Consider the following 22,572-nt stretch of genomic DNA (forward strand, 5'->3'; position numbering starts at 1 on the left):
CGAGGCGGCTGTCATCAACTGGTCTACTTTCATGCTTAGTTTTGCGCTTGCTTTTCTGGTCTCGCTCTTCGTGACCTTGTTGATCGTGCGCTTCGCGCACTTGCAGGAAGGCGTGCTCGGCGATACCGATCTCGCCGGCGTGCAGAAATTCCACGCGCGGCCTGTGCCGCGCATCGGCGGCGTCGGCATTCTGTGCGGACTCGCCGCCTCCGCCGTGCAACTGCGATGGAGCTATCCGCTCGTGTCGGGCGGCATTCTCGGCATTATCGCGTGCGGCTTGCCTGCGTTTCTCTCCGGGCTTCTCGAAGACTTGACCAAGCGCGTGACGCCGCTCGTGCGTCTCATCTGCACGATGGCCGCTGCCGGTCTCGCGTATGCGCTGCTCGATATCGCGGTGACGCGCATCAGCGTGCCGCCGCTGGATTTTCTGCTCTCCTACGCAATCATTTCCTGCGCGGTGACGGTGCTCGCCGTGGCGGCGCTCGCCAACGCGGTGAACATCATCGACGGCTTCAACGGCCTCGCGTCGATGGTTACGTTCATGATGTTCGCGTCGCTCGCTTACGTCGCGTTCCAGGTTCACGATCCGGTCGTGCTGTCGGGATCGCTCATCATGATGGGCGCGGTGATGGGCTTCTTCATCTGGAACTTTCCCGCCGGCCTCATTTTTCTCGGCGATGGCGGCGCGTACTTCGTCGGCTTCATGCTGGCCGAACTTGCGATCATGCTCGTCATGCGCAACCGCGATGTCTCCGCGTGGTATCCGGTGCTGCTCTTCATGTACCCGATCTTCGAGACCTGCTTCTCGATCTATCGCAAGAAATTCATTCGCGGCATGTCGCCCGGTATTCCGGACGGCGTGCATCTGCATATGCTCGTCTACAAGCGCCTGATGCGCTGGGCCGTCGGCGTGCAGAACGCGCGCGAACTCACGCGGCGTAACTCGCTGACGTCGCCCTATCTGTGGCTGCTGTGCCTCATCGCGGTGATTCCCGCGACGCTGTTCTGGCGTCATACGGTGCATCTGTTCTGCTTCGTCGTGGTGTTCGCAGCCACTTATGTCTGGCTCTATGTCAGCATCGTTCGCTTCAAGGTGCCGCGCTGGATGGTGTTCCGACGGCCGCATCCGGTGAAGAAGTAGTCCGTTGCGCACGACCACAACGCCGCCCTCTCCCGGGCGGCGTTGTCGTTTTGGTGCCTTATTTCAGGTGCTTTGCGAAGAAACCGGCCGTGCGCGTGTTCGCGAGCTTCGCCGCCGCTGCATCGTAGTGCGCGCCATGATGGCGCGCGAAGGCATGGTGACAGCCCGGATACGTGTACGCCTCGATGTTGGCGTGACCTTGCACGGCGGCCAATACGCGATTGCGCGCATCGGCATCGATGAACTCGTCCTGTTCCGCCAGATGAATGAGCAATGGCGCCTTGATCTTCGGCAACTCGTTCAAGTGCTGGTCCGTGCCGCCGCCGTAGTACGACACCGCTGCGTCGATATCGGTGCGCGCGGCCGTCAGAAACGAAAGCAGTCCGCCCAGACAGAAGCCGACCGATCCGACCTTGCCCTGCACCTGTTCTAGACCGCGCGCAAAACCGATGGTCGCGGCGATATCCTCGACGCCCGTGTTCAGGTCGAATGCGTTGTAGTACTTCATCGCCTGCTGCCATTCTGCCTCCGTCCGATCGGTGAGATTCACATTCGGCTCGATCCGCCAGAACAGGTCAGGACATAGCGCGACATAGCCTTGTCGCGCGTATTCGTCGGTGGTTTCGCGCATGTCGTCGTTGATGCCGAAAATCTCCTGCAGAACGACGATGGCAGGCGCGGGCGTTTGCGCCGGATATGCAACGTACGCGTCGAAGTCGCCATCGGGCGTCGAGATGCTGAGCATGTCGGACATGTGTGTCTCCATTGAGCGGCACTACGCTATTTCATAGGCGAAAAAAGAAACGCGCGCCAGCATCGAATGGCTGGCGCGCGCTACGCTTTTTTCCCGACGCGTAGAACTTGCCGCTTCAGGCCGGCGCAGGACGCGGCAAGCGTTGCGTCACATCTCGCGCGACGGCGAGATAACGCGCGGCCGTGTCCGCAAGCGTCAGGCCGTTGAGCGGCCGGTGCGCGCGCGGCTGGCCGAGCGCGGCGACGAGCGCATCCGCATAGGCTTTCGTATCGTCGGGATCGCACAGGCGCACGCTCGGAAAGTCCGACGCGAAGCTGAACGGACGAATGGTGCTCGCGACCACGGGCACGCCGGACGCGAGCGCTTCGAGAAAGGCGATGCTATGCCCTTCCGACCGCGAAGGCATCGCAAACACATTCGACGAGAAGAGCAGTTCCGCCACGTCCGAACGCGGACCTTGCAGGCTCACGTTCTTCGAAAGCCCGAGCTTTTCGATCAGATCGCCCACGGCCGCGTGATACGCCGGATCTTCGATCACGCCGCACAACAGCAGCCGCGCATCCGGCACGCGCTGCACCACCTGCTCGAACGCATGCACGGTCGAGAGCTGATTTTTCACCGACGTATAGCGCCCGATCTGCACGATCTGCTGCGATGCGTGACCCGTCGTGCTCGCCGAACGCATCGAGAAGCGGGACATGTCGACGCCGTTCGGAATGAGCGTCATGGCCGGGTGACGCCCGACCGCGCCGACGTAATCGTCGATGTTCGCGGGCGACACAGCGATCACCGCGCGCGCCCGCCGCGAGAGCATGCGCTCGACGCGCCGGAACATGCGGCTCTCGAAGTCGTTGGTCGCCGAGTGCATCACGTAGACGATCGGCACCGCGAGCGGCAGCATGCGCGCATAGAACGCGGGAATGGTCGCGTGCGCGAAGAGCACGTCCGCCTGATACGCACGGATCGTTCGATGCAGTTCCAGCAGCTTGCCGAAGCGTCCATGCATGCGGTCCGGAAAGAGACACTGCACGCCGTTCGCCACGAGTTCCGCTTGCAGCGCGGTGAAGTCGTCATGCGGCGGCATGAGCGACGCAATGGCGACCGTTTCGCCGCTTCTTTGCTGATGAATCGCCAGGTCTTTTGCCAATACCTCGGCGCCGGAGAGTCGCGGCGCCAGGACGAGATGTACGATGCGCATTTCAAGCCTCCCTGACGATGCGATAAAGCATCCACGCCGTTGCTGATGCAAGCCCCGCGGTCATGGACCACGCGATGCCCGTCACGCCCCACAGATGCGTGGCGATGGGCACCGTCACGCACAGCACGACTGCTTGCACGATGGACGCATGCGTCGCCACCTTCGGCATGCCGCTCGCGCGCAGCCACGACACGAGCACCGCGATCACCGCGCCGATCGCCATGTTGATGACGAAGATGCGAAAGAGCGGCACCGCCGACAGCCACGCCGGCCCCAGCACGAGATTGAAGAGCGGCTCGGCCGCGACGCGCAAGGCAACGACGAGCACGGTGAGGCCCACCGCCGCGAGCAGCAGGTAGCGTCGAAAGAGCTTGCGCGCCCCCGCGACGTCGCGCCGATGATGCTCGGAGAAAGTCGGAAACAGATACTGCGACATCGCGATGGCGGCATCGGCAAGCAGCATTTGCGCGAGCTTCGACGACATCTGATAGGCGCCCAGTTGCAGCGGACCGAGCAGCTTCGCGACAACGACCTTGTCGAACTGGTTCAGCAGAAGATTGACGACGCTGCCCGCCCAGATCCAGCGGCTGAAGTTCACGTAATGCGAAATGCCCGCGAACGAGAAGCGGATAGGCGGACGCGGCGACATGGCGGTCCATGTCAGCGTCGTCTTCAACAACTCGCCTGCAACGAGGCCGATCAGCACCGAGTACGCGCCCGCGCCCGACAACGCGCATGCGAGGCCGACAGCGCAGTCGGTGAACGCCGCCGAAGTCTCCACGCCCGCGAGCTTTTGAAAGCCGCGCTGCCGCGTGACCGTGAAGTACGCAGGCGATGCGACGCCGCGCACCATCGGCAAAACGGCGGCAAGCAAGATCAGCCCGATGGAGCCGCCCAGATGGAACTGGCTCGTCATAAACGGCGCGAGCGCGGCGATCAAGAGACCGATCACGATGCCGCGCATCGCGAGCGTCGCCCATACCGCGCCGAGCTCGCCTTGCGAGGGCGCATCGCGTCCCTGCACGACGGCCTGCGCAAGTCCGGTATCGGACAACGCTTCCGCGATTGCGACCGCGAGCAGCGCGATGCTGACCGCGCCGATCGCTTCAGGCCCGAGAATGCGGCCGATGGCGAGAAACTTCAGCGCGACGAAGCCGCGCACGACCACTTGTTGAAGGAGCACCCAGAAGGCCGCATCGTGCTCGAACCGCGCGCGTGCTGGCAAGAAGGATAGCCGGACAGATCTCACTCACGTTCCCCGTACTGCTGTATTTCGATTCGTGGCGCCGCGATATGTCGGTATCGCGTGCGATCCACCTTGCGCGTCGCGCCCGCGCGCCCGTCCGAATGACAGGTACGCGCGAGGTCCGCGCTTCTTTTCAGGCGACTGTGGGAAAAATAGCGTGGCAGCCGGGGTTGCGGACGCCAACGCGTAGCACTATTCGGCAAGGGTGCGCGTTATCGCGGGTTGACGGTTGGCGTTTGGTGTTCTTCACCACATCGCGCGACGCGGATAAGCGCTGAAATATGGCCATTCAATGCGCGGGCGCGGTGTTACGTTCGATTCTCGACGAGAAACCGTGTCTGATTAGAAAACACCATGACGGATGCCACTTCACGATGAACGATACCGTTCTCATCATCGAGCCTGATTTCAGCGGTCACCGCTGGCGCTACGCGCAATGGGCCGCGAATGCTTATATGGAAGCAGGCTTGCGCTGCCTGATCGTCACGGAGCCGCGCAATGCCGGGCATGCGCTCGTGAAGCAGATTCAGGAGCAAGGCGGCGATGCGCTCGGCATCACGTTCGTTGCGCCGCCGGAGCACGGCACGCGCAAGGGGCTCGGGTCTATCAGCTATATGCGCGCGCATGCGAACTTCAAGCACGCCTATGCGGTAGCGAGTCGCGAACGCAAGGTGGCGCTCGTCGTCGTGCCCTATGTCGACTACTTTCTGCTCGCGTTGCCGTTTTTGCGCTCGCCGTTCGGCAACACGCCGTGGGTCGGTGTCACGATGCGCTCGAACTTTCATCATCATCTCGTCGGCGTGCGCGCGCCGCGCCGGCCGCTTATCAATGCGGTGAAGTCGCGGCTGTTCGCGCGTGCCATTCGCGTGGGCGGCATGAAGACGCTCTTGACCATCGACCCGACGCTGCCCGACTGGTGGAAGCGCAACGGCGGCCGTGCGCACGGAACGAGCATCGACTATCTCGCCGATCCGTTTCCTGATGCGCATGCTGCCGAGCCATCGGCGGCGAGGCGCAGGCTCGGTCTCTCGAAGGGCATGCATGTGCTCGTCTATGGTGCGATCAACGATCGCAAGGGCATCTTCGAGTTGATCGAAGCATTGGCACAGCGCAAGGACGGCGTGCACACGCCGAAGCTGGTGATCGCGGGCGCTCAGGACAGCGACGTGCGCGCGCTGTTGAGCGAAGCCGCAGGCAAGCTGTTGCCCGCGCCGATCGTGCTGGACCGCTTCATTTCGAGCGAGACGGAGCTCGACCTCTTCTCTGCCTGCGATGTCGTCTGGCTGGGCTATAAAGGCCACTACGGCATGAGCGGCGTGCTCGTGCAGGCATTCCGCTTCGGCAAGCCGGTCATTGCAACGGCCGATGGACTGATCGGATGGTTCTGTCGCACGGGCGAGCTGGGACCGGTGATCGACGATCTCACGCCGGGCTCGATCAATCGCGCGCTCGACGATGTTCTCGCGCGCCGCAAGCGCCCTGTCCGCGCCGGACATCTGCTGGAGCGCAATACGCTCGGGCAATTCAAAGAAACACTGCGCCAGGCGATCGCCTGACGCAGTCAGCATCACGCCGGTTCTCGCGATGACCGCAGGAACCGGCTGATTCGCATCAAGCCTGCTTTCCGACCACTTCCACCGCGTCCACCACCTTCTGCGCTTGCACTTTCCGCTTCGCGGGAAAGAGCGCATCGCGCATGCGCAGGAACGGGAACTCCACCGCACGCGTCGTCACATAACCCACCACGATCGCAATGGCGAACTGAGCCGCCATGATGACGCCCCACGCGGGTATCGCCGGAAGATGCAGCGCGGCCGCCTTGCGAATGAGGATGTCGCCCGGTGCGAGCGCCAGCGAATGCCACAGATAAATGCCATAGGAATACACGCCGATCCACCCGATCAGCCGATAAAGCCGCGACTCGCGAATACGCCCCGAGTACTCGACCGTCAGCACGATGAGCGCGCAAAAGCCGATGGCCTGCACGGTATAACCGATGCTTTGGTCCAGCTCCACGTTGCGCGTGCCGAACACGAGCCACAACACGAGCCCCGCGACGGCCGCCAGCAACAGGCCCTTTCTCTCTGCAATGCCGCGATACACCGCAGGCTTCAGCCAATAGAGCGCGGCGAGCATGACCCCGAACAACAGGCTGTCGATGCGGTATTGCGTATAGAAGAACGTGCCGTCGAGATCGCCGTTATAGACCGCGATGGTCCGTGCAATCAGCACCGCGACGCAGATTGACGCGAGCACGCTGAGAATCGTGTTGATGCGCGTCTGCCACCGCGCGAACACGATCAGCAGTAACGGCAAGAAGAGATAGAAGTGCTCTTCGACCGCGAGGCTCCACGTCTGCGCGATCGACGAACCGAAATAATTCTGCATGTGCGTGAGGTTCTGCACGAGGAACGTATTCGTCGGATGGCGCCCCACCAGCACGTGAAAAAGAATCAGCGCGTAGTACGCGGGCCAGATCTTGAAAAGGCGTCGCACGATGAAGCGCGTCGCGTCGATGCGTCCTTCCTGCGCATACTGCTTGAGCAGCAGGCCGCCGACAAGAAAGCCGCTCAACGTGAAGAACAGATTCACGCCTTCGTGCCCGAAGCTCTTGAGCGGATACTCGATGGCGGCAATGAACGCGCTGCCGGTCGGGTATGAGTGAAAGTGATATCCCATGACTGCGATGATGGCGAGTCCCCGGATGAAATCGAGCTCGATCGATCGATTGGGTCCTGGCATGCGTGTGGCGCCGAAAAGGCTCATGGCCTTCCCCCCCTGTCTGCGAAGGTCTTATGCTGCTTATGTTGTATTGGATGCCTCGCCGCCGGGAGTCCTCATATCGGCGCACGCACGCGCATCGCGGATGTCATTTGGTCAATGCCGCCACTGACCCGCGAAGGCCAATTGCCGGCATGACCATAATCGTTCCGGAATAGCGGCTTGATCCGCCAGAATCGCATCGTTGCCGGACAGCGCCGCGCACGCTATGCGGCATCGACAACATATCCCTTCGCGCGCAGCGAACGGCGCCTGAGCGAGCGTGGCGCGGCGCACATGAGCATCCGTCGTTTCGCGCCGAACGCTAGTCGCAAAACGCCGCCGCGACGGCGTGCGCTTTTGCCCGCTGATATATTCGACCCACAAATACGGGGTACCCGGGGACCGTCGCTCAAGCTGATTCGAACACACAACACGCGACTCAAGGCCTCCAGGGCACGAAGCGGATCCAACCGCGAGAAGTAAAGCTCGACGAGCTTTGCCATCTAAAGAGAACGCCATGCGCAACAAGTTCGCCGTCGTCTGGATCTGGCTATTCCTGCTTCCGCTCGCATTCGACTTCAAGGGCGCGGAAACGGCCAGCAAAGCCATCCAGATTCTCCTCACCGTTCCCGCGATATTCGCAGGCGGCGCGCTTCTGCTGATTGCGCCACGCTTCGCGCAACGCTCGCGGCTGCGCACATGGGTCACGTCGCTCTTCATGCTGACCATCGTCGGCAGCATCGCGACGCAAATGATTCAGGGCAATGATTCGGGCAACTACATGCGCGTGATCCTGCCGTTCGCGCTCATGCTGCTCGGTTATCTCGTCGCGTGCCGTCCGTGGGATTCGCAACGCCTCGAGCAGTTCGAGCGCGCCATGTACTGGTCCATGATCGCCTCGCTGATCTTCAGCTTCGTCTATGGCATGGCCACGGGCGGCGGGCTGGAGAACGTGCGTTTTCGCATCGTATCGGTCACGTTCCTTTGTTTGCAGGGGCTGCTGCTGCATGAGTTCGTCATCGCCAAGCGCATGACCAAGTTCACGGTGCTGCTCTTTCTTGCGACCGTCGTGATCGAGCTGTTGAGCGTCACGCGCAGTCTGCTCGTCGGCACCGTGCTGCTCTTCGCTTATGCGACGTGGCTTGCCGCGCCGTCCGTCAAGCATCTCTTCACGGCGGCACTGCGCGCGATCATGATCGCCTCGCTGCTCGGCGCAATGGTCGCCGCGTCCGCCGCGTTCTTTCCCGGCGTGGCCGAGCACTGGTCGCAGCGCCTGAACTTCGCGAAAGCCACCGAATCCGGCCGCGATCCGACGACCATCACGCGTCTTGCCGAAATGAAGGACCAGTACGATCAGACCACGTCCGACACCCTCGCGGTGCTGATCGGCAAGGGCTACGGTCACGATTATCGCTATTCGCCGACGTACTTGCCGGACCTCGCGGGACAGTTCACGAAGAAGGACTTCTACGCGATCAAGGAATGGGCGGCGGGCCATAACTTCTGGGTCTATCAGTTCTTCGCGGGCGGCATTCTCTTCGGCATCGCATTGCCTGCCGGCGTGCTGTGGGCGCTTTACCGCGGGTCGATGGCGTACCGCTCATGGCGCAATCGCGCGCCCGACGCGATGTATCTGCCGGTGCTCGGCCGCGCGTTGCTGGTCGTGGCCGCGCTGCCGGCCACTTCCGTCGGCGGCAATCCGCTCGGCAATCGCTTCTCGGGCATCGTATTCGGCGTGGCGCTGGGTCTGCTCGTCGCGGCATTCGCGCGGATCGCTCATGCCATGCGCACGCAGTCGGTGAATCGACGTTCCTTCAGGACGCCTTACGGACGCACGCGCGACGATGTTCATGCCGACTGGCGCCCGGAATGGCGTCCGTACGGCCCGCAGCCGGAACTGATGCCCGCGCAAGCACCGGGACTCGCGCACGAGCATCACGGCGAAAGCCGGCATGACGCGCCGCCGGGAGCGAGCAGCTTCGCACCGTCCGCATAGAAGGCTTAGAAAAGCCAGCGGGCCCAATACGCCAACGAACCGGGGATCGTTTCGCCATGAAGATTTTGCATCTGCTTTCCACTGTCGATCCGCGTGCGGGCGGCCCAACCGAAGGCGTGCTGCAAAGCGGCCTCAGCATGCGGGCGATGGGGCATGAAATCGAAGTCGTCTCGCTCGATGCGCCGGATGCGCCGTATCTCGGCGCCTTTCCGCTGCGTCTGCACGCGCTCGGACCGTCGCGCGGCTTCTATGGGCTCTGCCCGCGGCTCGTGCCGTGGCTGCAGGAGCATGCCGCGCGCTTCGATGCGGTGATCGTCAACGGTCTCTGGCAGTACCACAGCTTCGGCGCGTGGAAAGCATTGCGCGACAGCGACGTGCCCTACTACGTGTTCCCGCACGGCATGCTCGATCCGTGGTTCAAGCGCACGTATCCGCTCAAGCATCTGAAGAAGTGCCTGTATTGGCCTTGGGCCGAGTATCGCGTATTGCGCGATGCGAGGCGCGTGCTTTTCACGACACAGGAAGAACGCTTGCTCGCGCGCGAATCGTTCAGAATGTATCGCGCGAAGGAAGAAGTGGTGGCGTTCGGCACGCGCCAGCCGCCTGCCGATTCCACCGCGCTGCGTCAGGCGTTCCTGGCGCGATTCCCGCAGCTCGCCGGCAAGCGTTCCATTCTGTTTCTCGGCCGCATCCATGAAAAGAAGGGCTGTGATCTGCTGCTCAAGGCTTTCGCAGCCGTACGCGATATCGACGCCCGCGCGCATCTCGTGATGGCCGGCCCCGACCATAGCGAATGGGCCGCGCAACTGCGCACGCTATCGAAGGAACTGGGCATCGAGGACCGCGTGACGTGGACGGGCATGTTGAGCGGCGATCTCAAGTGGGGCGCGTTCCGCACGAGCGATGCCTTCGCGCTGCCTTCGCATCAGGAGAACTTCGGCATCGCCGTGGCCGAGGCGCTGGGCTCCAAGCTGCCGGTGCTGATCTCGGACAAGGTCAACATCTGGCGCGAAGTGCAAGAGGATGGCGCTGGCATCGTCGCGAGCGATACGGTCGAGGGCACCATCGACGCGCTGTCGACATGGTTGCGCATGGACCCACAGGCCGCAGCCGCGATGCGCGAACAGGCGCTCGCCACCTTCATGCAACGCTTTCACGTCGAAGCCATGTCGAAGGACCTCGCACGCGTGCTACGGGAAACGGCGAACAAGCGCGACGGCGGCCTCACGCGAGGCATGCTGTCCGCGTCCTTCGAACGTTATTGAGCCGGGCGTAAATAAGCGGCGAAGCGGTTTTGCGCCGCGATGATCTTGCTCGCGCAGTCGTCGTAATCCGAACCCCGCGCCCGTTCCGGGCCATACATGTCGCGACATTGCGCATAGAGCGCAATCGTCGCGCCATTGCCTTTCGCCACGCGCGTCGCCGAATAAACCGGCTTGCCCGACCGCGAAGGCACATCCGTCTCGATGGCCACCGCATCCGCGCGAATCACCGGCTGATTCGAATTTTCTTCGATATAGCGCTTGGTCAGCGTCCACATCGCATCGCATTGCGCGGCGTCGCGGCACGCGACGGTCGCATTGCGCTGCGCCGCATCGAGCGAGCGCTCGGAGTACGAGAATCCTTCCGCACGCTGCGCCTCCTTTTCGGCGGACGAGCATGCAGCGAGCAACAACGAAGCGAGCGCGAGAACGGTGAGCTTTTTCACGGCGAATGAGCGATGAGCGGAGACGGAATGCGATTATAGCGACGACCGTTTCACCAAAAGAAAACGCCGCCGGTCGTTCGACCGGCGGCGTCCCCTTTCCCCAAACGCCGGCTTTTAAGCCAGGTCTCCCCGCATATGCATTGCTGAAGCCGCCATCGGAAGGTCGGCTGGTGTCTCGTTACGAAGCGGCGTGCCAGACGACGTGACGAGCGTGCCGATCGTGTCGTCGCCCTTGATGACGCGCCCCAGATGCGCCGCAAGCCTCAACGTCAACGCGGCGATCGTGATGGTCGGGAAGTTCGCGCCGACCGTCGGGAACACGGAGCTGCCCGCCACATAGAGGTTGCTCATGCCGTGGATCTTGAGGTTGCGGTCCACGACGCCCTGCTTCGGCGAATCGTGCATGCGTGTCGTGCCCATGTGATGCCACGTACCCTCGAGCTGCGCGGGCCACGGCTTGCCTTCGAGCGGCTCGTCGAGCGTCACGTCGGCCACGCCGCCGCGTTGCAGTTCCGCCGCGATATGCGCGACGGTACGGTCGAAGGTGCGCTTCACGAGTTCGGTCACCTGCCAGTTCACCTTCACGCGATTCATGCCGAGCGAGTCTTTCTGCGCGGACAACGTCACGCGGCTGTCGCGGTTCGGCTCCGCTTCGACGATCGTCTGAATCTTCACTTCGGTGATGAGCGGGCGCGGCTGCAACAGACGCGCGAGGCCGAAGCACGCGGTATCGACCGGATGCGCGAGCATGGTCATGACATCGCCGGTCATGCTGTAGCCGGGCTGGTCCTTCTTCAGGAGCGCCTGCTTCGCGCGAATGAGGGCTTCGGAGCCCTTCGTGTTTTCGCCACGGAACACCGAATAGAACCATGCGCGCGCGTTGAGCAGCTTCTCGCGTTCGAGCACTTGCTGCGTGAGCGCGAACTGCGACGAGATGAACGTGCCGTGCGCGGACACCGCCTTGTTCTGATAGTGATACTTGATGTCGTAGAGCTTGTTGCGCGCCCATTCCTTCTTGAAGCGCACGTTCGCCGACATGATCCGCGGATGGTCCATGAAATAGCGGCCGACGAGGTCATTGCCATTGCCGACGCCCGCTGCCTGCACCTTGTTCGACGACAGCAGGAGGCGCGCATTCTCGATGCCGCCCGTCGCGAGCACGAACACCTTGGCGCGGATCCCGAAGCGGCGGCCCGACAGCGTGCCGACATCGATCTTCGTGACCGAACGCGCGTCGCCGTTGGTATCGATGTTCAACGCGTTCGCGAACAGAAACACGCGCACGTTCTTCGCATCCAGCAGTTGCTTGCGATACACCTTGCCAAAACGTACGGGCGGGCTGAACTGCGAGATCGTATCGCGGACGTTGCCGCTCGCGAACGGATGACGCCGCACGTCCGAGCGATGAATCGCCGCTTCCCAGTAGGCAGGATCGAAGTTGTTCTCGCCGAGTTGCAACAACGCATGCGTGCGCGCGTAGTAAGGACGCAGCTCGTCGAGGCCGAACGGCCAGCCGCTGTCGGCCACCCAGTCGCGCTTTTCGAAGTCCCACGGGTCGAGCGGCCGGCACCATCCGCCCCAGCAATTGCTGCTGCCGCCGAGAAAGCGGCTGCGGCAGCCATCGGCAAATTCATAAGGAACCCCAACGTTCTCGCCGCGATACAGGTCGCGTGTTTCGTCATCGGCGCGGTATCCGCCGCTTTCGAGCAGAACCGCGTCGATGCCTTGCTTTTCCAGTTCCAGTGCAAGCGTGATCCCCGCCACGCCCGCGCCGACGATGCAAACCGTGGTCTCTATGACTGCGCCTTGGTCAACGCTGCGGCTGTCAATGAACATTCCCCGTGCTCCTTCTTGTTTTATGCTTAAGCGGTGTCGCAGGATCGCATCCGGAGTGTGGTCCCGACAAGATCACTGCACTCTCGACTGCCAATATCCATTCACGCCGGGAAGCGTTTTCTGATGAAGCGCACCGGGTTACCGCCGTATACGCCTTCCGCTTCCAGCGAGCGATGCACCACCGACTGCGGCGTAACGAGCGCCGAGCGGCCAATGGTGACGCCCATCTGCACGACGCACCTGGATGTGATCCAGACGCCGTCCTCGATCACGATCGGTGCGACCTGCAAGTCCATATTGCCGGCGGCATCGTGCGATCCCGTCGTGAGAAACGTCCCCTGCGAAATGCAGACATTCGAGCCGATGCGAATATCGGTCTGGTTATAGATCCATGCATCGACGCCGAACCAGCAGTTGTCGCCGACGCTCAAGTTCCACGGTGCTTTCACCCGAATGGGATGCGGCATCCGACAGTTCCTGCCGATGCGCGCGCCGAACGCCCGCAGCAACGCGACGCGCACGAACGAAACCGGTATGAGCTTGTTATTGATGAAGCATGCTTCGACGAAGAACCATACGAGCTCGATCACGAAGCTACGCTTCGCCACGAAATTGCCCGGGCCTGCGCGCGACAGGTCGATCACCTTTCCGCGTCTCGCGGATGTCTCGCGCATGCCGTCGAAGCCGTCACTGCCGGCCGCGCCGATGACTCGCTCGTCGATCGCTCTGTCCATGGTTCCCCGCCCGTTTCGCTGTTCGCCTGCTGCGCCTTGCGAGCAAGTGACTCTTTATTGGCCTTGTATGTCGGCGCGCATTGCACGCGCGCATCCGTGTCGTCTCGCTTCTTCGTTCAAGACTGCATACGGTGAACGGATTATCAGCGAACGTTAAAAAGCGCCATGTGCGGTGCGGCACGGTTGGCCGTAACGGCAAGACTTTTGGCGCTGGCGGCTGATGCATCGCTCTATGCTGCATGCAAACGATCGAGCCGCGTGACGTAGCGTACCGATAAGCCGATGCGCGCTCTGTATAACGCTTAACGTAATCAGCCAGGAGAGACCATGAAACACGAGCTACGCGCGGCGCTCATGCCGCTTCTCATCGCTGCATTGGGGCCCTGCGCGCTCGCTGCATCGTCTGTCGCGCATGCGGGCAACTTCGCCGATGCCGCCATCAGCAAGCAACAGGCGGGCGGCGGTGTGCCGACGGAAATGGATTTGCTTGGGAGTCCCGATACCTATGCCGATCCGTACGGCGCGCCGACCAACGGGCGGGGCGGCCAGCGCGGGCCGATTACCAATGCGCAGACGGCGCAGGGCATCTCGCCGACGGACAAGCTGCTTGCGCAACAGAACGGATATGTGGGCAATCCGGGCGCCGGCGCGCAGCTGCGGCGCGCGGGACGCCAGGGCGACGCGAAAGCCATGCTGATGCCGCAAGGCGCGGCCGCCACGCTCTATCCGACGCCCAACGGCTTCAAGGCGCCGGCCAGAGCTGCGCGGGCGCGGGACATCTACAAGTCGCCTTATTGATGAAACGACGCGCGGTAGATACGGCGCGTTGTGAGTAACGCGCCGCATCACCGGCAAGACTGCTACTCGATCTTCTCGACCTGCGGCAGAATAGGCGCGCGCTCCGCGATGCGCGCGATGGACATGTCGACGGCATCGCTCAAGCGGGTGTCGGCCGTGTCGCCGATCAGCGACTTCAGACGTTCTTCGAGCCGCGCGAACACCGACTGGGGCGACAGGCGCTCCTGCGCGAACAGACGCCCTTCCTCGCCGTAACGCGCGCGCAGCGCCGGATTGCGAACGAGCATGGTGATGGCGTCCGTCAATGCCTCGACGTTCTCCGGCGGGATCACCACGCCGCGTCCAGCTACAGCCTCATACAACTCAGTTCCCGGCTGCGCCATCGCGACGACCGCGCGCGCGCTCGCGAACATGCCCGTAAGTTTCGAAGGCATCACAAGGTCGGCCACGTCACCGCGTTGCGGCAACACGTGAATGTCCGCGAGGTTCAGCAATTCGTTGAGACGCTCGATGGGCTGCAACGAAAGGAAGCGCGTGTTCGGCAGATCCGCGCAACGTTCCTGCAGCTTCTTCTTGGTCGCGCCGTTGCCGCAGAACACGAACACGATATCGTCGCGTGCGGCGAGCGCGGCGGCGGCCTCGGCCAGCACTTCCAGGCCCTGCTTCGCGCCCATGTTGCCCGAATAGAGCACGACCTTCGTGTGCTCGCCGATGCCGAGTTCCTTGCGGAAACTGCTCGGACCGTCGATCGGATAGATCGCGGTGGTATCGACCCAGTTCGGGAAGTGGAACGCGTCGGCAGGCGCGACGCCCTTTTTCACCGCGCGCTCGACCATCTTGTCCGAGATGGACGAAACCACGTCGAACCGCTTCATCAGCCAGCGTTCGAACGCGAGCGCGCTCTTCGCCGCGCGTGCGTTCTTCAAGAGGCCGAGATCGAATGCGGCGTCTACTTCGAAGTCCTGAATATGCAGCCATGACCGCGCGCCGGTCAGGCGGGCGAGCGCGAGCGCGCCCGGCGCGTTCATCAGACTCGGCGCAATCGTCATCACGACATGCGGACGCCACAGCGCATGCGCGATGAGCGCAGGCAGCGACGCCAGCGCAAACGAGCCGAGATGCAGCATGCGCTTCGCGCCGCTCGGCTTTTTCGGCACCCACAACGGCGCACGCCACAGACGCACGCCCTTGCGCGTTTCGAAGCGATGCCGCCAGCTTGCATAGCCATCGCCGATCTTCCATTCCGGATAGTACGGCGGCGCACAAACGACGCGCACGTCGTGCCCGTTCTGGGCCAACGCTTCCGCCATTTCCGCCGTGTATTTGCCGGTTCCCGTCAACTCGGGCGCATAGTTCAGCCCGTAGATCAGTATTCTCATGTGGTCCCTCGCCCGACAATCGCGCCCTGAGCCCCGAACGTGCCCTTTCGCCCGCAAAGCGCCAGCCATCGGGACGCGAAGACCGCGACCCGACGGCGTTTCACCCTTCCCCTTTCCGTTCGTCCTCCTTGACGTCTTCCCCGTTGGTGATTCCCACCGACCACCGAACCGTCAATTCGTCAGCAACAGCGCGCAACCCCGCGCGATGTTCGCCGCAGCCGAAGGCGGATCGAAACGCTGAATCACATCGGTACAACGCTTGGCAACGCCTGCCGTATCCGCGAAGGCTTCGAGCGACTTGAGCATCGTCCGATGCAGGCTCGCGACATCGCCTGCGGGGAACGAATAGCCCGACACGCCCTCGACCACCAGCTCCGGCACGCAGCCGCAACTCTCGCTCACGATCACCGGGCAACCGTGACTCAACGCTTCATTGGTCACGAGACCCCAAGGTTCACGCTTGCTCGGCAGCACCATGCAGGTGGCGCCGAAATATTCGCGCGAGAGCGGCTCGTCCTGAAGGCTGCCCAGGAAATGCACAGCGTCTTGCAGACCGGCTTCTGACACCTGCTTCTTCAGATCATCCCCGAGAGGACCGGTGCCGACTATGCGCAATTCCGCATTCGGCACGTTTTTTCTCAACTGCTTGAACGCATCGACGAGCGTATCGATACCTTTTTCCGCCGACAAGCGCCCAACGAACAGAAACACCGGCTTATTGCCCTGCCGATGCGCCAGGCGGTCGTCCACCACCGTCTCCGGCGAGAACGAGCGCGGCAGCGCGGCGGCCTGGCACGGAATGAAAATCTTCTCCTGCTTCGCGCCGAGCGACATCAGATACTCGCGGCTGCGCGTGCCGAACGCGAAGTAGCCATCGCACAGGGCAAAGAACACGCGCTTCGGAATCGATGTCAACATGCGGCGCGGATTGTCGCGTCCGGTGGAATCGCAGAACACGGCGCGACGCTTTCCGGTCACGATGCACGCTGCCATCATCGCCCAATATTCGGGGCGGTGATAACCGGGAAGAACCACGAGATCCGACTTCGCCTTGAGCACTTCCCACACGAGACGCACCGTCATGCGCCACGTCGGCACGTCCTCGTAGCAGCCGCTATAGAGCTTCGTCATCGGATAGCGGTGGTACGAGTAGTCGACATCGGAGAAGCCGATGCGGTCGTGTTCCGTATCGGCGATCTGCACCATCGAATAGCGGATGGAACCGGACCCCGCGATGTTGTGCAGCGCCGACAGCACCGCCCCCTTGTGCCGCGACCAGACGACGTTATGAAAGATGGTCACTGAAGCCATTATTATTCTCCCTGGACTGGATGCCACGTGTTTCAGGCAGCGACAGGCGCCGGCTGCATGGATGCGTAGCGATCGAGGAAGTCGCGATAGGTCGCGCGAATGCCGTCTTCGAGGCCGGTCGACGCCTTCCAGCCCATGCCTTCGAGCTTCGACACGTCGAGCAGCTTGCGCGGCGTGCCGTCCGGCTTGCTCGCATCGAACACGAGCTCGCCTTCGAAGCCGACCACGCGGCATACCGTGTGCGCCAGTTCGCTGATGGTCAGGTCGTGGCCGACGCCGACGTTGAACACGCCTTCGTTGACGTCGCTTTCCATCAGGAAGGTCGCTGCATCGGCGAGGTCGTCCACATGCAGGAACTCGCGACGCGGCGAGCCCGTGCCCCACACGGGCAGCGTCGCGTCGCCGCGCAGCTTCGCTTCATGGGCCTTGCGGATGAGCGCGGGCAGCACGTGGCTGCTCTTCAGGTCATAGTTGTCGTTCGGGCCGTACAGGTTCGTCGGCATGAGCGAGACGAAGTGCGTGCCGTACTGACGGTTGTACGCCTCGCACATCTTGAGACCCGCGATCTTCGCGATGGCATACGCTTCGTTGGTCGGCTCGAGCGCGGATTGCAGGAGATACTCCTCCTTGATCGGCTGCGGGCACGCCTTCGGATAGATGCACGAAGACCCGAAGAACACGAGCTTCGAAACGTTCCAGCGGCAAGCCGCGTGAATCACGTTCGTTTCGATGGCGAGGTTCTCGTAGATGAATGAGGCGGGCATCGTCGAATTGGCGAGAATGCCGCCGACGCGCGCCGCCGCCAGGAACACGACGTCGATCTGCTCTTCTTCGAAGAAGAGGTTCACGCCGCCCTGATCCGTCAGATCGAGATGCGCCTTCGTGCGCGTCACGATGTTGTCGTAGCCGGCTGCGCTCAGACGGCGCACGAGCGCCGAGCCGACCATGCCGCGGTGTCCCGCGACGAAGATACGTGCGTGCTTGTTCATGGCTTACTCGTGATGTTCGAGAGCCTTGAAACCGGCGAGCGTCACGAGCGCGTCGCGACGGGCGATCTGATAGTCCGCGCGGACCATCTCCTTCACGAGAGATTCGAAGGAAGTCGACGGCTTCCAGCCGAGCTTGTCGTGCGCCTTCGTCGGGTCGCCCAGCAGCGTTTCCACTTCGGTCGGACGGAAGTAGCGCGGATCGACCTTGACGATTACCTGGCCCGGCTTGAACTTGGTGTCGCGATTGTCGATGCGATCGACGATACCCACTTCGTTCACGCCCTCGCCTTCGAAGCGAACATGCACGCCGAGTTCGGCAGCCGCGTGTTGCACGAATTCGCGCACGCTGTACTGCACGCCGGTGGCGATCACGAAGTCTTCGGCCTGTTCCTGTTGCAGCATCATCCACTGCATCTCGACGTAGTCGCGCGCATGGCCCCAGTCGCGCATGGCGGACAGATTGCCGAGATAGAGATCTTCTTGAAGGCCCACCGCCATGCGTGCAATGGCGCGCGTGATCTTGCGCGTCACGAACGTCTCGCCGCGCACCGGCGATTCGTGATTGAACAAAATGCCGTTGCATGCGTACATGCCATACGCTTCGCGGTAGTTCACCGTGATCCAGTAAGCGTAGAGCTTCGCCACGGCATACGGGCTGCGCGGATAGAACGGCGTGGTTTCACGCTGCGGGATTTCCTGCACGAGACCGTACAGCTCGGACGTCGATGCCTGATAGAAGCGTGTCTTCTTTTCGAGGCCGAGAATGCGGATTGCTTCGAGGATACGCAGTGCGCCCAGGCCGTCCGCGTTGGCGGTGTATTCCGGCTCTTCGAACGACACGCCCACATGCGATTGCGCCGCCAGATTGTAGATTTCGTCGGGCATCACGCGCTGGATGATGCGCACGAGGCTCGTCGAATCGGTCAGGTCGCCGTGATGCAGGAACAAACGCTGGTCCGGATCGTGCGGATCGCGATATAGATGATCGATGCGGTCCGTGTTGAAGAGCGAGCTACGGCGCTTGATGCCGTGAACTTCGTAACCCTTTTCGAGCAGCAGTTCAGCAAGATACGACCCGTCTTGCCCCGTAATACCCGTGATCAAAGCAACTTTGCGGTCCATGTTTAACCTCTTATTCTGCGGTCTGAAGTTGGCGCGCGGCGACGCGCCATCATTGTTATTTCTGTTTTTGCTCGCCTTATTCGGCGATGCTCTCGTAGCCGTAGTAGCCGGCGTAGGTGCTGCCCATCAAAATCTTCGATTGCGGAACGTCGGTGAGCAACACGCCCTTCATGCTCACGCCACCGTGATGCAGGCGCTTCATCGTCTCGCCGATTTCCTGCACCTGATTCTTGCCGTGGCGCACGACGAGGAGGCTCGTGCCCGCGTGCTTGCCGATGACCGTCGCGTCAGTGACAGCCAGCACAGGCGGCGTATCGACGACCACGAGGTCATACATCTGCTTGAGTTGCTCCAGCACCTCGCCGAGGCGATCGCTGGCGAGCAGTTCGGACGGATGCGACGGCAGCGAGCCCTTGGTGATGAGGTCCACGCCCGGCAGCACATCGTGCAGGATCGCGCTCGACACATCTGCGCCCATCAGCACATCGGACAGACCCGGCGAATGACGCACGCCGAAGTGCGAGTGGATGTCGCCGCGGCGCATGTCGCCATCGATCAGAAGCACGCGCTTTCTCGTGGATGCAACCAGCGTCGCGAGATTCACCGACAGGAACGACTTGCCCGCTTCCGGACGCGAGCCCGTGAGCATCACCACGTTGTTGCGCGCATCGGCCATTTGCAATTGCAGCGACGTACGCAGGCCGCGAATACCTTCCACCGCGGCGTCTTCCGGCGCCTGAGCGGCCAGCACATGCAGACCCTCGCGACGCATGCCGACCTTGCGTTGCAGGCGCAGTTGCTGCGTGCTGCGCGGCACGATGGCGAACACACGCACGCCCAGTTGCTTCTCGATCTCTTCCGGACGCTCCACGCCGCCATACAGCGATTTGCGGATGAACGCGACAATCACGCCGAGCACAAGGCCCACGCCAGCCGAGATGAGGATCACGAGCAGGCGCTTCGGGCGGACGGGATCGTCGGCGGCCTGCGCGTAGTCCACCACGCGCACGTTGCCGATCTGCCCTGCCTTCGCGATGCGAAGTTGTTGCGCGCTGTTGAGCAGGTTCGTGTACAGCTCGGTATTCACGCGCACATCGCGCAGATAACGCAGTGCCGTTTGCTCGGTGTCGGGCAGCGTCGACACGCTCTTGCCAAGACGCGTCTGCGCGCCGGACAACGAAGCGATCTGCGCATCGAGAGCCTGCACCGACGGATGATTCGGCGTGAAGCGTTGCGACAGTTCGGCGCGTTGCTGTTGCAGGTCCGTGAGCTTGGTCTTGTTATCGACGATCTGTTGCAGCAACAGACGGCTTTCCTCGCTCAGGTCCACCGTGCCCTGGTGATTGCGGAACGTGTTGTAGCGCTGTTCGGCATCGTCGAGTTGCTTCTTCAGGACAGGCAGTTGCTGATCGAGAAAGGCCAGCGTGTGTTCCGCTTCGGCCGAACGCTTGTCGGCATCCTGCTGCACGTAGCGGTTCGCGATGTTGTTGACGATCTGCGCCGCTTCCTTCGGATTGCGCCCTTCGAGGCTCACGCTGATGATGCCCGATTGCAACGCCGTCTCCGCAACGGTCAGACGCTGCTGAAGGTTGTCGATGGTCGTGAGCGTGGAGAAGCGTTGCAGGTCAAAGTGCACGCCAGGCGCGCCCACCAGCTTGTCCACCTTCAGCTTGACCGGGCCGTGCGCGGTCATGCCGGTGGCTTCCTCGCCGACCTTGCCCGTGAGCACCACGACGCCTTCCGGATCGTTCAGCGCAAACGTGCCGTCTTCGCCTGCAACCAGCGTGAACTTCTGGTCGTAGAGCTCCTTCGGCGTGTCGAAGAGCGGCACGCTGATCTGCTCGTTGCCCCATGCGAAGCGCGACAGATAGCCGGCGGGCGGCGTCACGTTCAACATCGAGAAGACAGTGCCGACCGCGCCGCCGATCACCGGAATGGAATGCGGCGCGGCGCTGATGTCGAGGTGCAGGCGGCGCACCGTGTCGTCGACGACGAGGCGCGAGCGCAGCAGTTCGATCTGCGCGGCGGTGGTGGACTTCGCATCGAACATCTGCGACACGGCTTGCACCGCGTTGACGTTCGCGTTCGCGTTGTTGTTCGCGTTGGTCTCTTCGACCTGAATGAGGGCGTCCGCCTTGTAGGTCGGCGGCGCGATGAATGCGTAGGCCGTCCCCAGCGCGACCACCGCGAGCATGACGACCGTCACGAGTTTCCAGTTGCCGAATACGGCAGCCAGATAGTCGGATAATCGCAACTCGTCGCCGGTCGAGACGTCCGAGTAGCGTGCATCAAAGTTCATGGCCATGGTCTCGCTCGCTTATTTCTTTGAATGTCGCACAAGGTCTCCGGCGCGCCCCTGCGCGCCGGTCATACTGCAAGAATCGAAGACTTGCTGTTGCTTTTACTTCGTGATGACGGCTGCCGTCAGACCGGCGTTGATGGCCGGCAACAGCAGGTTCAGGACACGGCTGAAGCGGACGAGCCCGTTGTTGTCCACATAGACCACGTCCTTCGGCTGCAGCTCGAAGCTGTTCGCGAGCAGCATGGACACCGGGGAACGCGCATCGAGCTTGTACACCTCGGGGTTGTCCGTCTGGCCATTGCGAATCACGTACAGCTCCTTCGGATCCGACGTCTCGGCGTTGAAGCTGCCGGCCTGCGAGATCGCATCCGAGAGCGTCAGCTTGCCGTTGCGCATCGGGATCACCGTTGCCGGCTTCGTCACTTCGCCCATCACGTACACGCCGTTGTCTTCGCGCGAATCGATGCGCAATGCATCGCCGCCCTTCAACAGGATGTCCGCCGGGTTGCGGCCCTTCGCGGTCATCCCGGCGATGTTGATGTGATACGTCACACCATCACGGATAAGCGTGACACGACTTTGATCCGCCGTTGGTGCGAAACCGCCCGCACGGCCGATGGCTTCCGTCAGCGTCATCGGAATGTCGTTGATCTGCTGCGAGCCGGGCGTGCGCACTTCGCCGTCGATGTAGACCTGTTGCGCACGGAACGATGCGACGCGCACCGTCAGCTGCGGCTTCACGAATACTTTGGACAACTCGTTATACAGCTCGCGCTGCACTTGCGACTCGGTCTTGCCCGCGACGTGAATCGCGCGGTTGACGTACGGGAATTGCAGGTTGCCGTCGGCGTCGACCACGAAGCCGGGCGCGGCATCGGCGGGACGCGTCTGCTGCGGCGGCTGGCCGACCGCGGCCACGAGTTCCGGGTGATCCCACACGGTGATCTGCAGCACGTCGCCCGGCCCGAGCGTGTATGCACGCGCCTTGCCGTAGAGGCTCGCGTTCGGATCGACCGAGGTGGTCGGCTGCGCGGCCTTCATCTTGCGCACGAGCGAGAGATCGATCGGCGTGATCGGGATGTTCACGGCCGAGGTCGTATCGCCCTGCTCGTTGGACGTTTCGGCGAGCGCCGCCGGCTTGTCCATGTGCATGCCCGGCGCGAGCGCGCAGCCCGCGAAGATGACACAGAGTGAAGCGGCCGCTGCCAGGCTCGAGAGCCGGAAGACGCCCGACACGTTCGTATTGGCGGCCATGGATGTGGTGCCCGGTTGTTGTTGGTTGTGCATGATGGTCG

General features: G+C 62.6%; 18 protein-coding genes. 5 read left to right on the plus strand and 13 right to left on the minus strand.

Annotated elements, in window-relative coordinates; all coding sequences use genetic code 11:
* Positions 1 to 31: 31 nt before the first annotated feature.
* Positions 32 to 1,141 (plus strand): MraY family glycosyltransferase, encoded by a 1,110-nt coding sequence (locus tag NCR37_RS10065; protein WP_206466793.1) that lies wholly within the window; start codon positions 32 to 34, stop codon positions 1,139 to 1,141.
* 58 nt (positions 1,142 to 1,199) lie between these two features.
* Here the strand turns inward: NCR37_RS10065 and NCR37_RS10070 are convergent, their stop codons facing one another.
* From NCR37_RS10070 to NCR37_RS10080, 3 genes are all read right to left on the minus strand, one after another.
* On the minus strand, positions 1,200 to 1,895 hold the full coding sequence (locus tag NCR37_RS10070; RefSeq protein WP_250472873.1) for a dienelactone hydrolase family protein: 696 nt from the start codon (positions 1,893 to 1,895) through the stop codon (positions 1,200 to 1,202).
* Positions 1,896 to 2,010: 115 nt separating this feature from the next.
* Entirely contained in the window at positions 2,011 to 3,093 is a 1,083-nt protein-coding gene (locus tag NCR37_RS10075; protein WP_250472874.1) for a glycosyltransferase, read from the minus strand.
* A gap of 1 nt (position 3,094) precedes the next feature.
* Positions 3,095 to 4,342, minus strand: a complete 1,248-nt coding sequence (locus NCR37_RS10080; protein ID WP_250472875.1) for an oligosaccharide flippase family protein — start codon at positions 4,340 to 4,342, stop codon at positions 3,095 to 3,097.
* Positions 4,343 to 4,713: 371 nt separating this feature from the next.
* Between NCR37_RS10080 and NCR37_RS10085 the strand changes: the two genes are divergently transcribed.
* Positions 4,714 to 5,895: a glycosyltransferase gene (locus tag NCR37_RS10085; protein WP_250472876.1), complete on the plus strand. Its 1,182-nt coding sequence runs from the start codon at positions 4,714 to 4,716 to the stop codon at positions 5,893 to 5,895.
* A gap of 55 nt (positions 5,896 to 5,950) precedes the next feature.
* Here the strand turns inward: NCR37_RS10085 and NCR37_RS10090 are convergent, their stop codons facing one another.
* Complete coding sequence (locus NCR37_RS10090) at positions 5,951 to 7,105, minus strand: acyltransferase family protein (protein ID WP_250472877.1); 1,155 nt, start codon at positions 7,103 to 7,105, stop codon at positions 5,951 to 5,953.
* 514 nt (positions 7,106 to 7,619) lie between these two features.
* Here NCR37_RS10090 and NCR37_RS10095 point away from each other — a divergent pair.
* Together NCR37_RS10095 and NCR37_RS10100 are read left to right on the plus strand one after the other, a co-directional pair.
* A complete protein-coding gene (locus tag NCR37_RS10095) occupies positions 7,620 to 9,098 on the plus strand; it encodes a hypothetical protein (protein WP_250472878.1) in 1,479 nt (492 codons plus the stop codon).
* A gap of 56 nt (positions 9,099 to 9,154) precedes the next feature.
* On the plus strand, positions 9,155 to 10,363 hold the full coding sequence (locus NCR37_RS10100; protein WP_250472879.1) for a glycosyltransferase: 1,209 nt from the start codon (positions 9,155 to 9,157) through the stop codon (positions 10,361 to 10,363).
* Here the strand turns inward: NCR37_RS10100 and NCR37_RS10105 are convergent.
* The 3 genes from NCR37_RS10105 to NCR37_RS10115 all read right to left on the minus strand — a co-directional run bounded on the left by NCR37_RS10105 (position 10,357) and on the right by NCR37_RS10115 (position 13,316).
* Complete coding sequence (locus NCR37_RS10105) at positions 10,357 to 10,806, minus strand: hypothetical protein (protein ID WP_250472880.1); 450 nt, start codon at positions 10,804 to 10,806, stop codon at positions 10,357 to 10,359. The genes NCR37_RS10100 and NCR37_RS10105 overlap by 7 nt on opposite strands.
* A gap of 114 nt (positions 10,807 to 10,920) precedes the next feature.
* Positions 10,921 to 12,642, minus strand: coding sequence for an FAD-dependent oxidoreductase (locus tag NCR37_RS10110; protein ID WP_250472881.1), 1,722 nt, complete (start codon positions 12,640 to 12,642; stop codon positions 10,921 to 10,923).
* A 101-nt stretch (positions 12,643 to 12,743) separates the two neighbouring features.
* Positions 12,744 to 13,316: a DapH/DapD/GlmU-related protein gene (locus tag NCR37_RS10115; RefSeq protein ID WP_250473028.1), complete on the minus strand. Its 573-nt coding sequence runs from the start codon at positions 13,314 to 13,316 to the stop codon at positions 12,744 to 12,746.
* Positions 13,317 to 13,703: 387 nt separating this feature from the next.
* On the opposite strand from NCR37_RS10115, the gene NCR37_RS10120 reads away from it, so the two are divergent.
* Positions 13,704 to 14,174: a hypothetical protein gene (locus tag NCR37_RS10120; protein ID WP_250472882.1), complete on the plus strand. Its 471-nt coding sequence runs from the start codon at positions 13,704 to 13,706 to the stop codon at positions 14,172 to 14,174.
* Between the two features lie 62 nt (positions 14,175 to 14,236).
* Here the strand turns inward: NCR37_RS10120 and NCR37_RS10125 are convergent, their stop codons facing one another.
* From NCR37_RS10125 to NCR37_RS10150, 6 genes are all read right to left on the minus strand, one after another.
* A complete protein-coding gene (locus tag NCR37_RS10125; RefSeq protein WP_175944729.1) occupies positions 14,237 to 15,553 on the minus strand; it encodes a glycosyltransferase WbuB in 1,317 nt (438 codons plus the stop codon).
* Between the two features lie 171 nt (positions 15,554 to 15,724).
* Positions 15,725 to 16,867 carry a glycosyltransferase family 4 protein gene (locus NCR37_RS10130; RefSeq protein WP_250473029.1) on the minus strand — a complete coding sequence of 381 codons (1,143 nt, stop codon included), beginning with the start codon at positions 16,865 to 16,867 and terminating at the stop codon, positions 15,725 to 15,727.
* A gap of 29 nt (positions 16,868 to 16,896) precedes the next feature.
* Positions 16,897 to 17,853, minus strand: coding sequence for a GDP-L-fucose synthase family protein (locus tag NCR37_RS10135; protein ID WP_206466804.1), 957 nt, complete (start codon positions 17,851 to 17,853; stop codon positions 16,897 to 16,899).
* A gap of 3 nt (positions 17,854 to 17,856) precedes the next feature.
* Complete coding sequence (gmd, locus tag NCR37_RS10140) at positions 17,857 to 18,975, minus strand: GDP-mannose 4,6-dehydratase (RefSeq protein ID WP_175944732.1); 1,119 nt, start codon at positions 18,973 to 18,975, stop codon at positions 17,857 to 17,859.
* Between the two features lie 76 nt (positions 18,976 to 19,051).
* Complete coding sequence (locus tag NCR37_RS10145; RefSeq protein ID WP_250472883.1) at positions 19,052 to 21,280, minus strand: polysaccharide biosynthesis tyrosine autokinase; 2,229 nt, start codon at positions 21,278 to 21,280, stop codon at positions 19,052 to 19,054.
* A 96-nt stretch (positions 21,281 to 21,376) separates the two neighbouring features.
* Positions 21,377 to 22,531, minus strand: a complete 1,155-nt coding sequence (locus NCR37_RS10150) for a polysaccharide biosynthesis/export family protein (RefSeq protein WP_250473030.1) — start codon at positions 22,529 to 22,531, stop codon at positions 21,377 to 21,379.
* Positions 22,532 to 22,572 lie beyond the last annotated feature (41 nt).

Origin of the sequence: Caballeronia sp. GAFFF1, assembly GCF_023630705.1 — a bacterium.
Taxonomy (GTDB): domain Bacteria; phylum Pseudomonadota; class Gammaproteobacteria; order Burkholderiales; family Burkholderiaceae; genus Caballeronia.

What these genes read in the sequence shown, in the direction of transcription:
- NCR37_RS10065 (WP_206466793.1), top strand. Translation starts at nt 32, where the DNA reads ATGCTTAGTTTTGCGCTTGCTTTTCTGGTCTCGCTCTTCGTGACCTTG.
- NCR37_RS10070 (WP_250472873.1), bottom strand. Translation starts at nt 1,895, where the DNA reads ATGTCCGACATGCTCAGCATCTCGACGCCCGATGGCGACTTCGACGCG.
- NCR37_RS10075 (WP_250472874.1), bottom strand. Translation starts at nt 3,093, where the DNA reads ATGCGCATCGTACATCTCGTCCTGGCGCCGCGACTCTCCGGCGCCGAG.
- NCR37_RS10085 (WP_250472876.1), top strand. Translation starts at nt 4,714, where the DNA reads ATGAACGATACCGTTCTCATCATCGAGCCTGATTTCAGCGGTCACCGC.
- NCR37_RS10090 (WP_250472877.1), bottom strand. Translation starts at nt 7,105, where the DNA reads ATGAGCCTTTTCGGCGCCACACGCATGCCAGGACCCAATCGATCGATC.
- NCR37_RS10095 (WP_250472878.1), top strand. Translation starts at nt 7,620, where the DNA reads ATGCGCAACAAGTTCGCCGTCGTCTGGATCTGGCTATTCCTGCTTCCG.
- NCR37_RS10100 (WP_250472879.1), top strand. Translation starts at nt 9,155, where the DNA reads ATGAAGATTTTGCATCTGCTTTCCACTGTCGATCCGCGTGCGGGCGGC.
- NCR37_RS10110 (WP_250472881.1), bottom strand. Translation starts at nt 12,642, where the DNA reads ATGTTCATTGACAGCCGCAGCGTTGACCAAGGCGCAGTCATAGAGACC.
- NCR37_RS10115 (WP_250473028.1), bottom strand. Translation starts at nt 13,316, where the DNA reads ATGCGCGAGACATCCGCGAGACGCGGAAAGGTGATCGACCTGTCGCGC.
- NCR37_RS10120 (WP_250472882.1), top strand. Translation starts at nt 13,704, where the DNA reads ATGAAACACGAGCTACGCGCGGCGCTCATGCCGCTTCTCATCGCTGCA.
- NCR37_RS10125 (WP_175944729.1), bottom strand. Translation starts at nt 15,553, where the DNA reads ATGAGAATACTGATCTACGGGCTGAACTATGCGCCCGAGTTGACGGGA.
- NCR37_RS10135 (WP_206466804.1), bottom strand. Translation starts at nt 17,853, where the DNA reads ATGAACAAGCACGCACGTATCTTCGTCGCGGGACACCGCGGCATGGTC.
- gmd (WP_175944732.1), bottom strand. Translation starts at nt 18,975, where the DNA reads ATGGACCGCAAAGTTGCTTTGATCACGGGTATTACGGGGCAAGACGGG.
- NCR37_RS10145 (WP_250472883.1), bottom strand. Translation starts at nt 21,280, where the DNA reads ATGGCCATGAACTTTGATGCACGCTACTCGGACGTCTCGACCGGCGAC.
- NCR37_RS10150 (WP_250473030.1), bottom strand. Translation starts at nt 22,531, where the DNA reads ATGGCCGCCAATACGAACGTGTCGGGCGTCTTCCGGCTCTCGAGCCTG.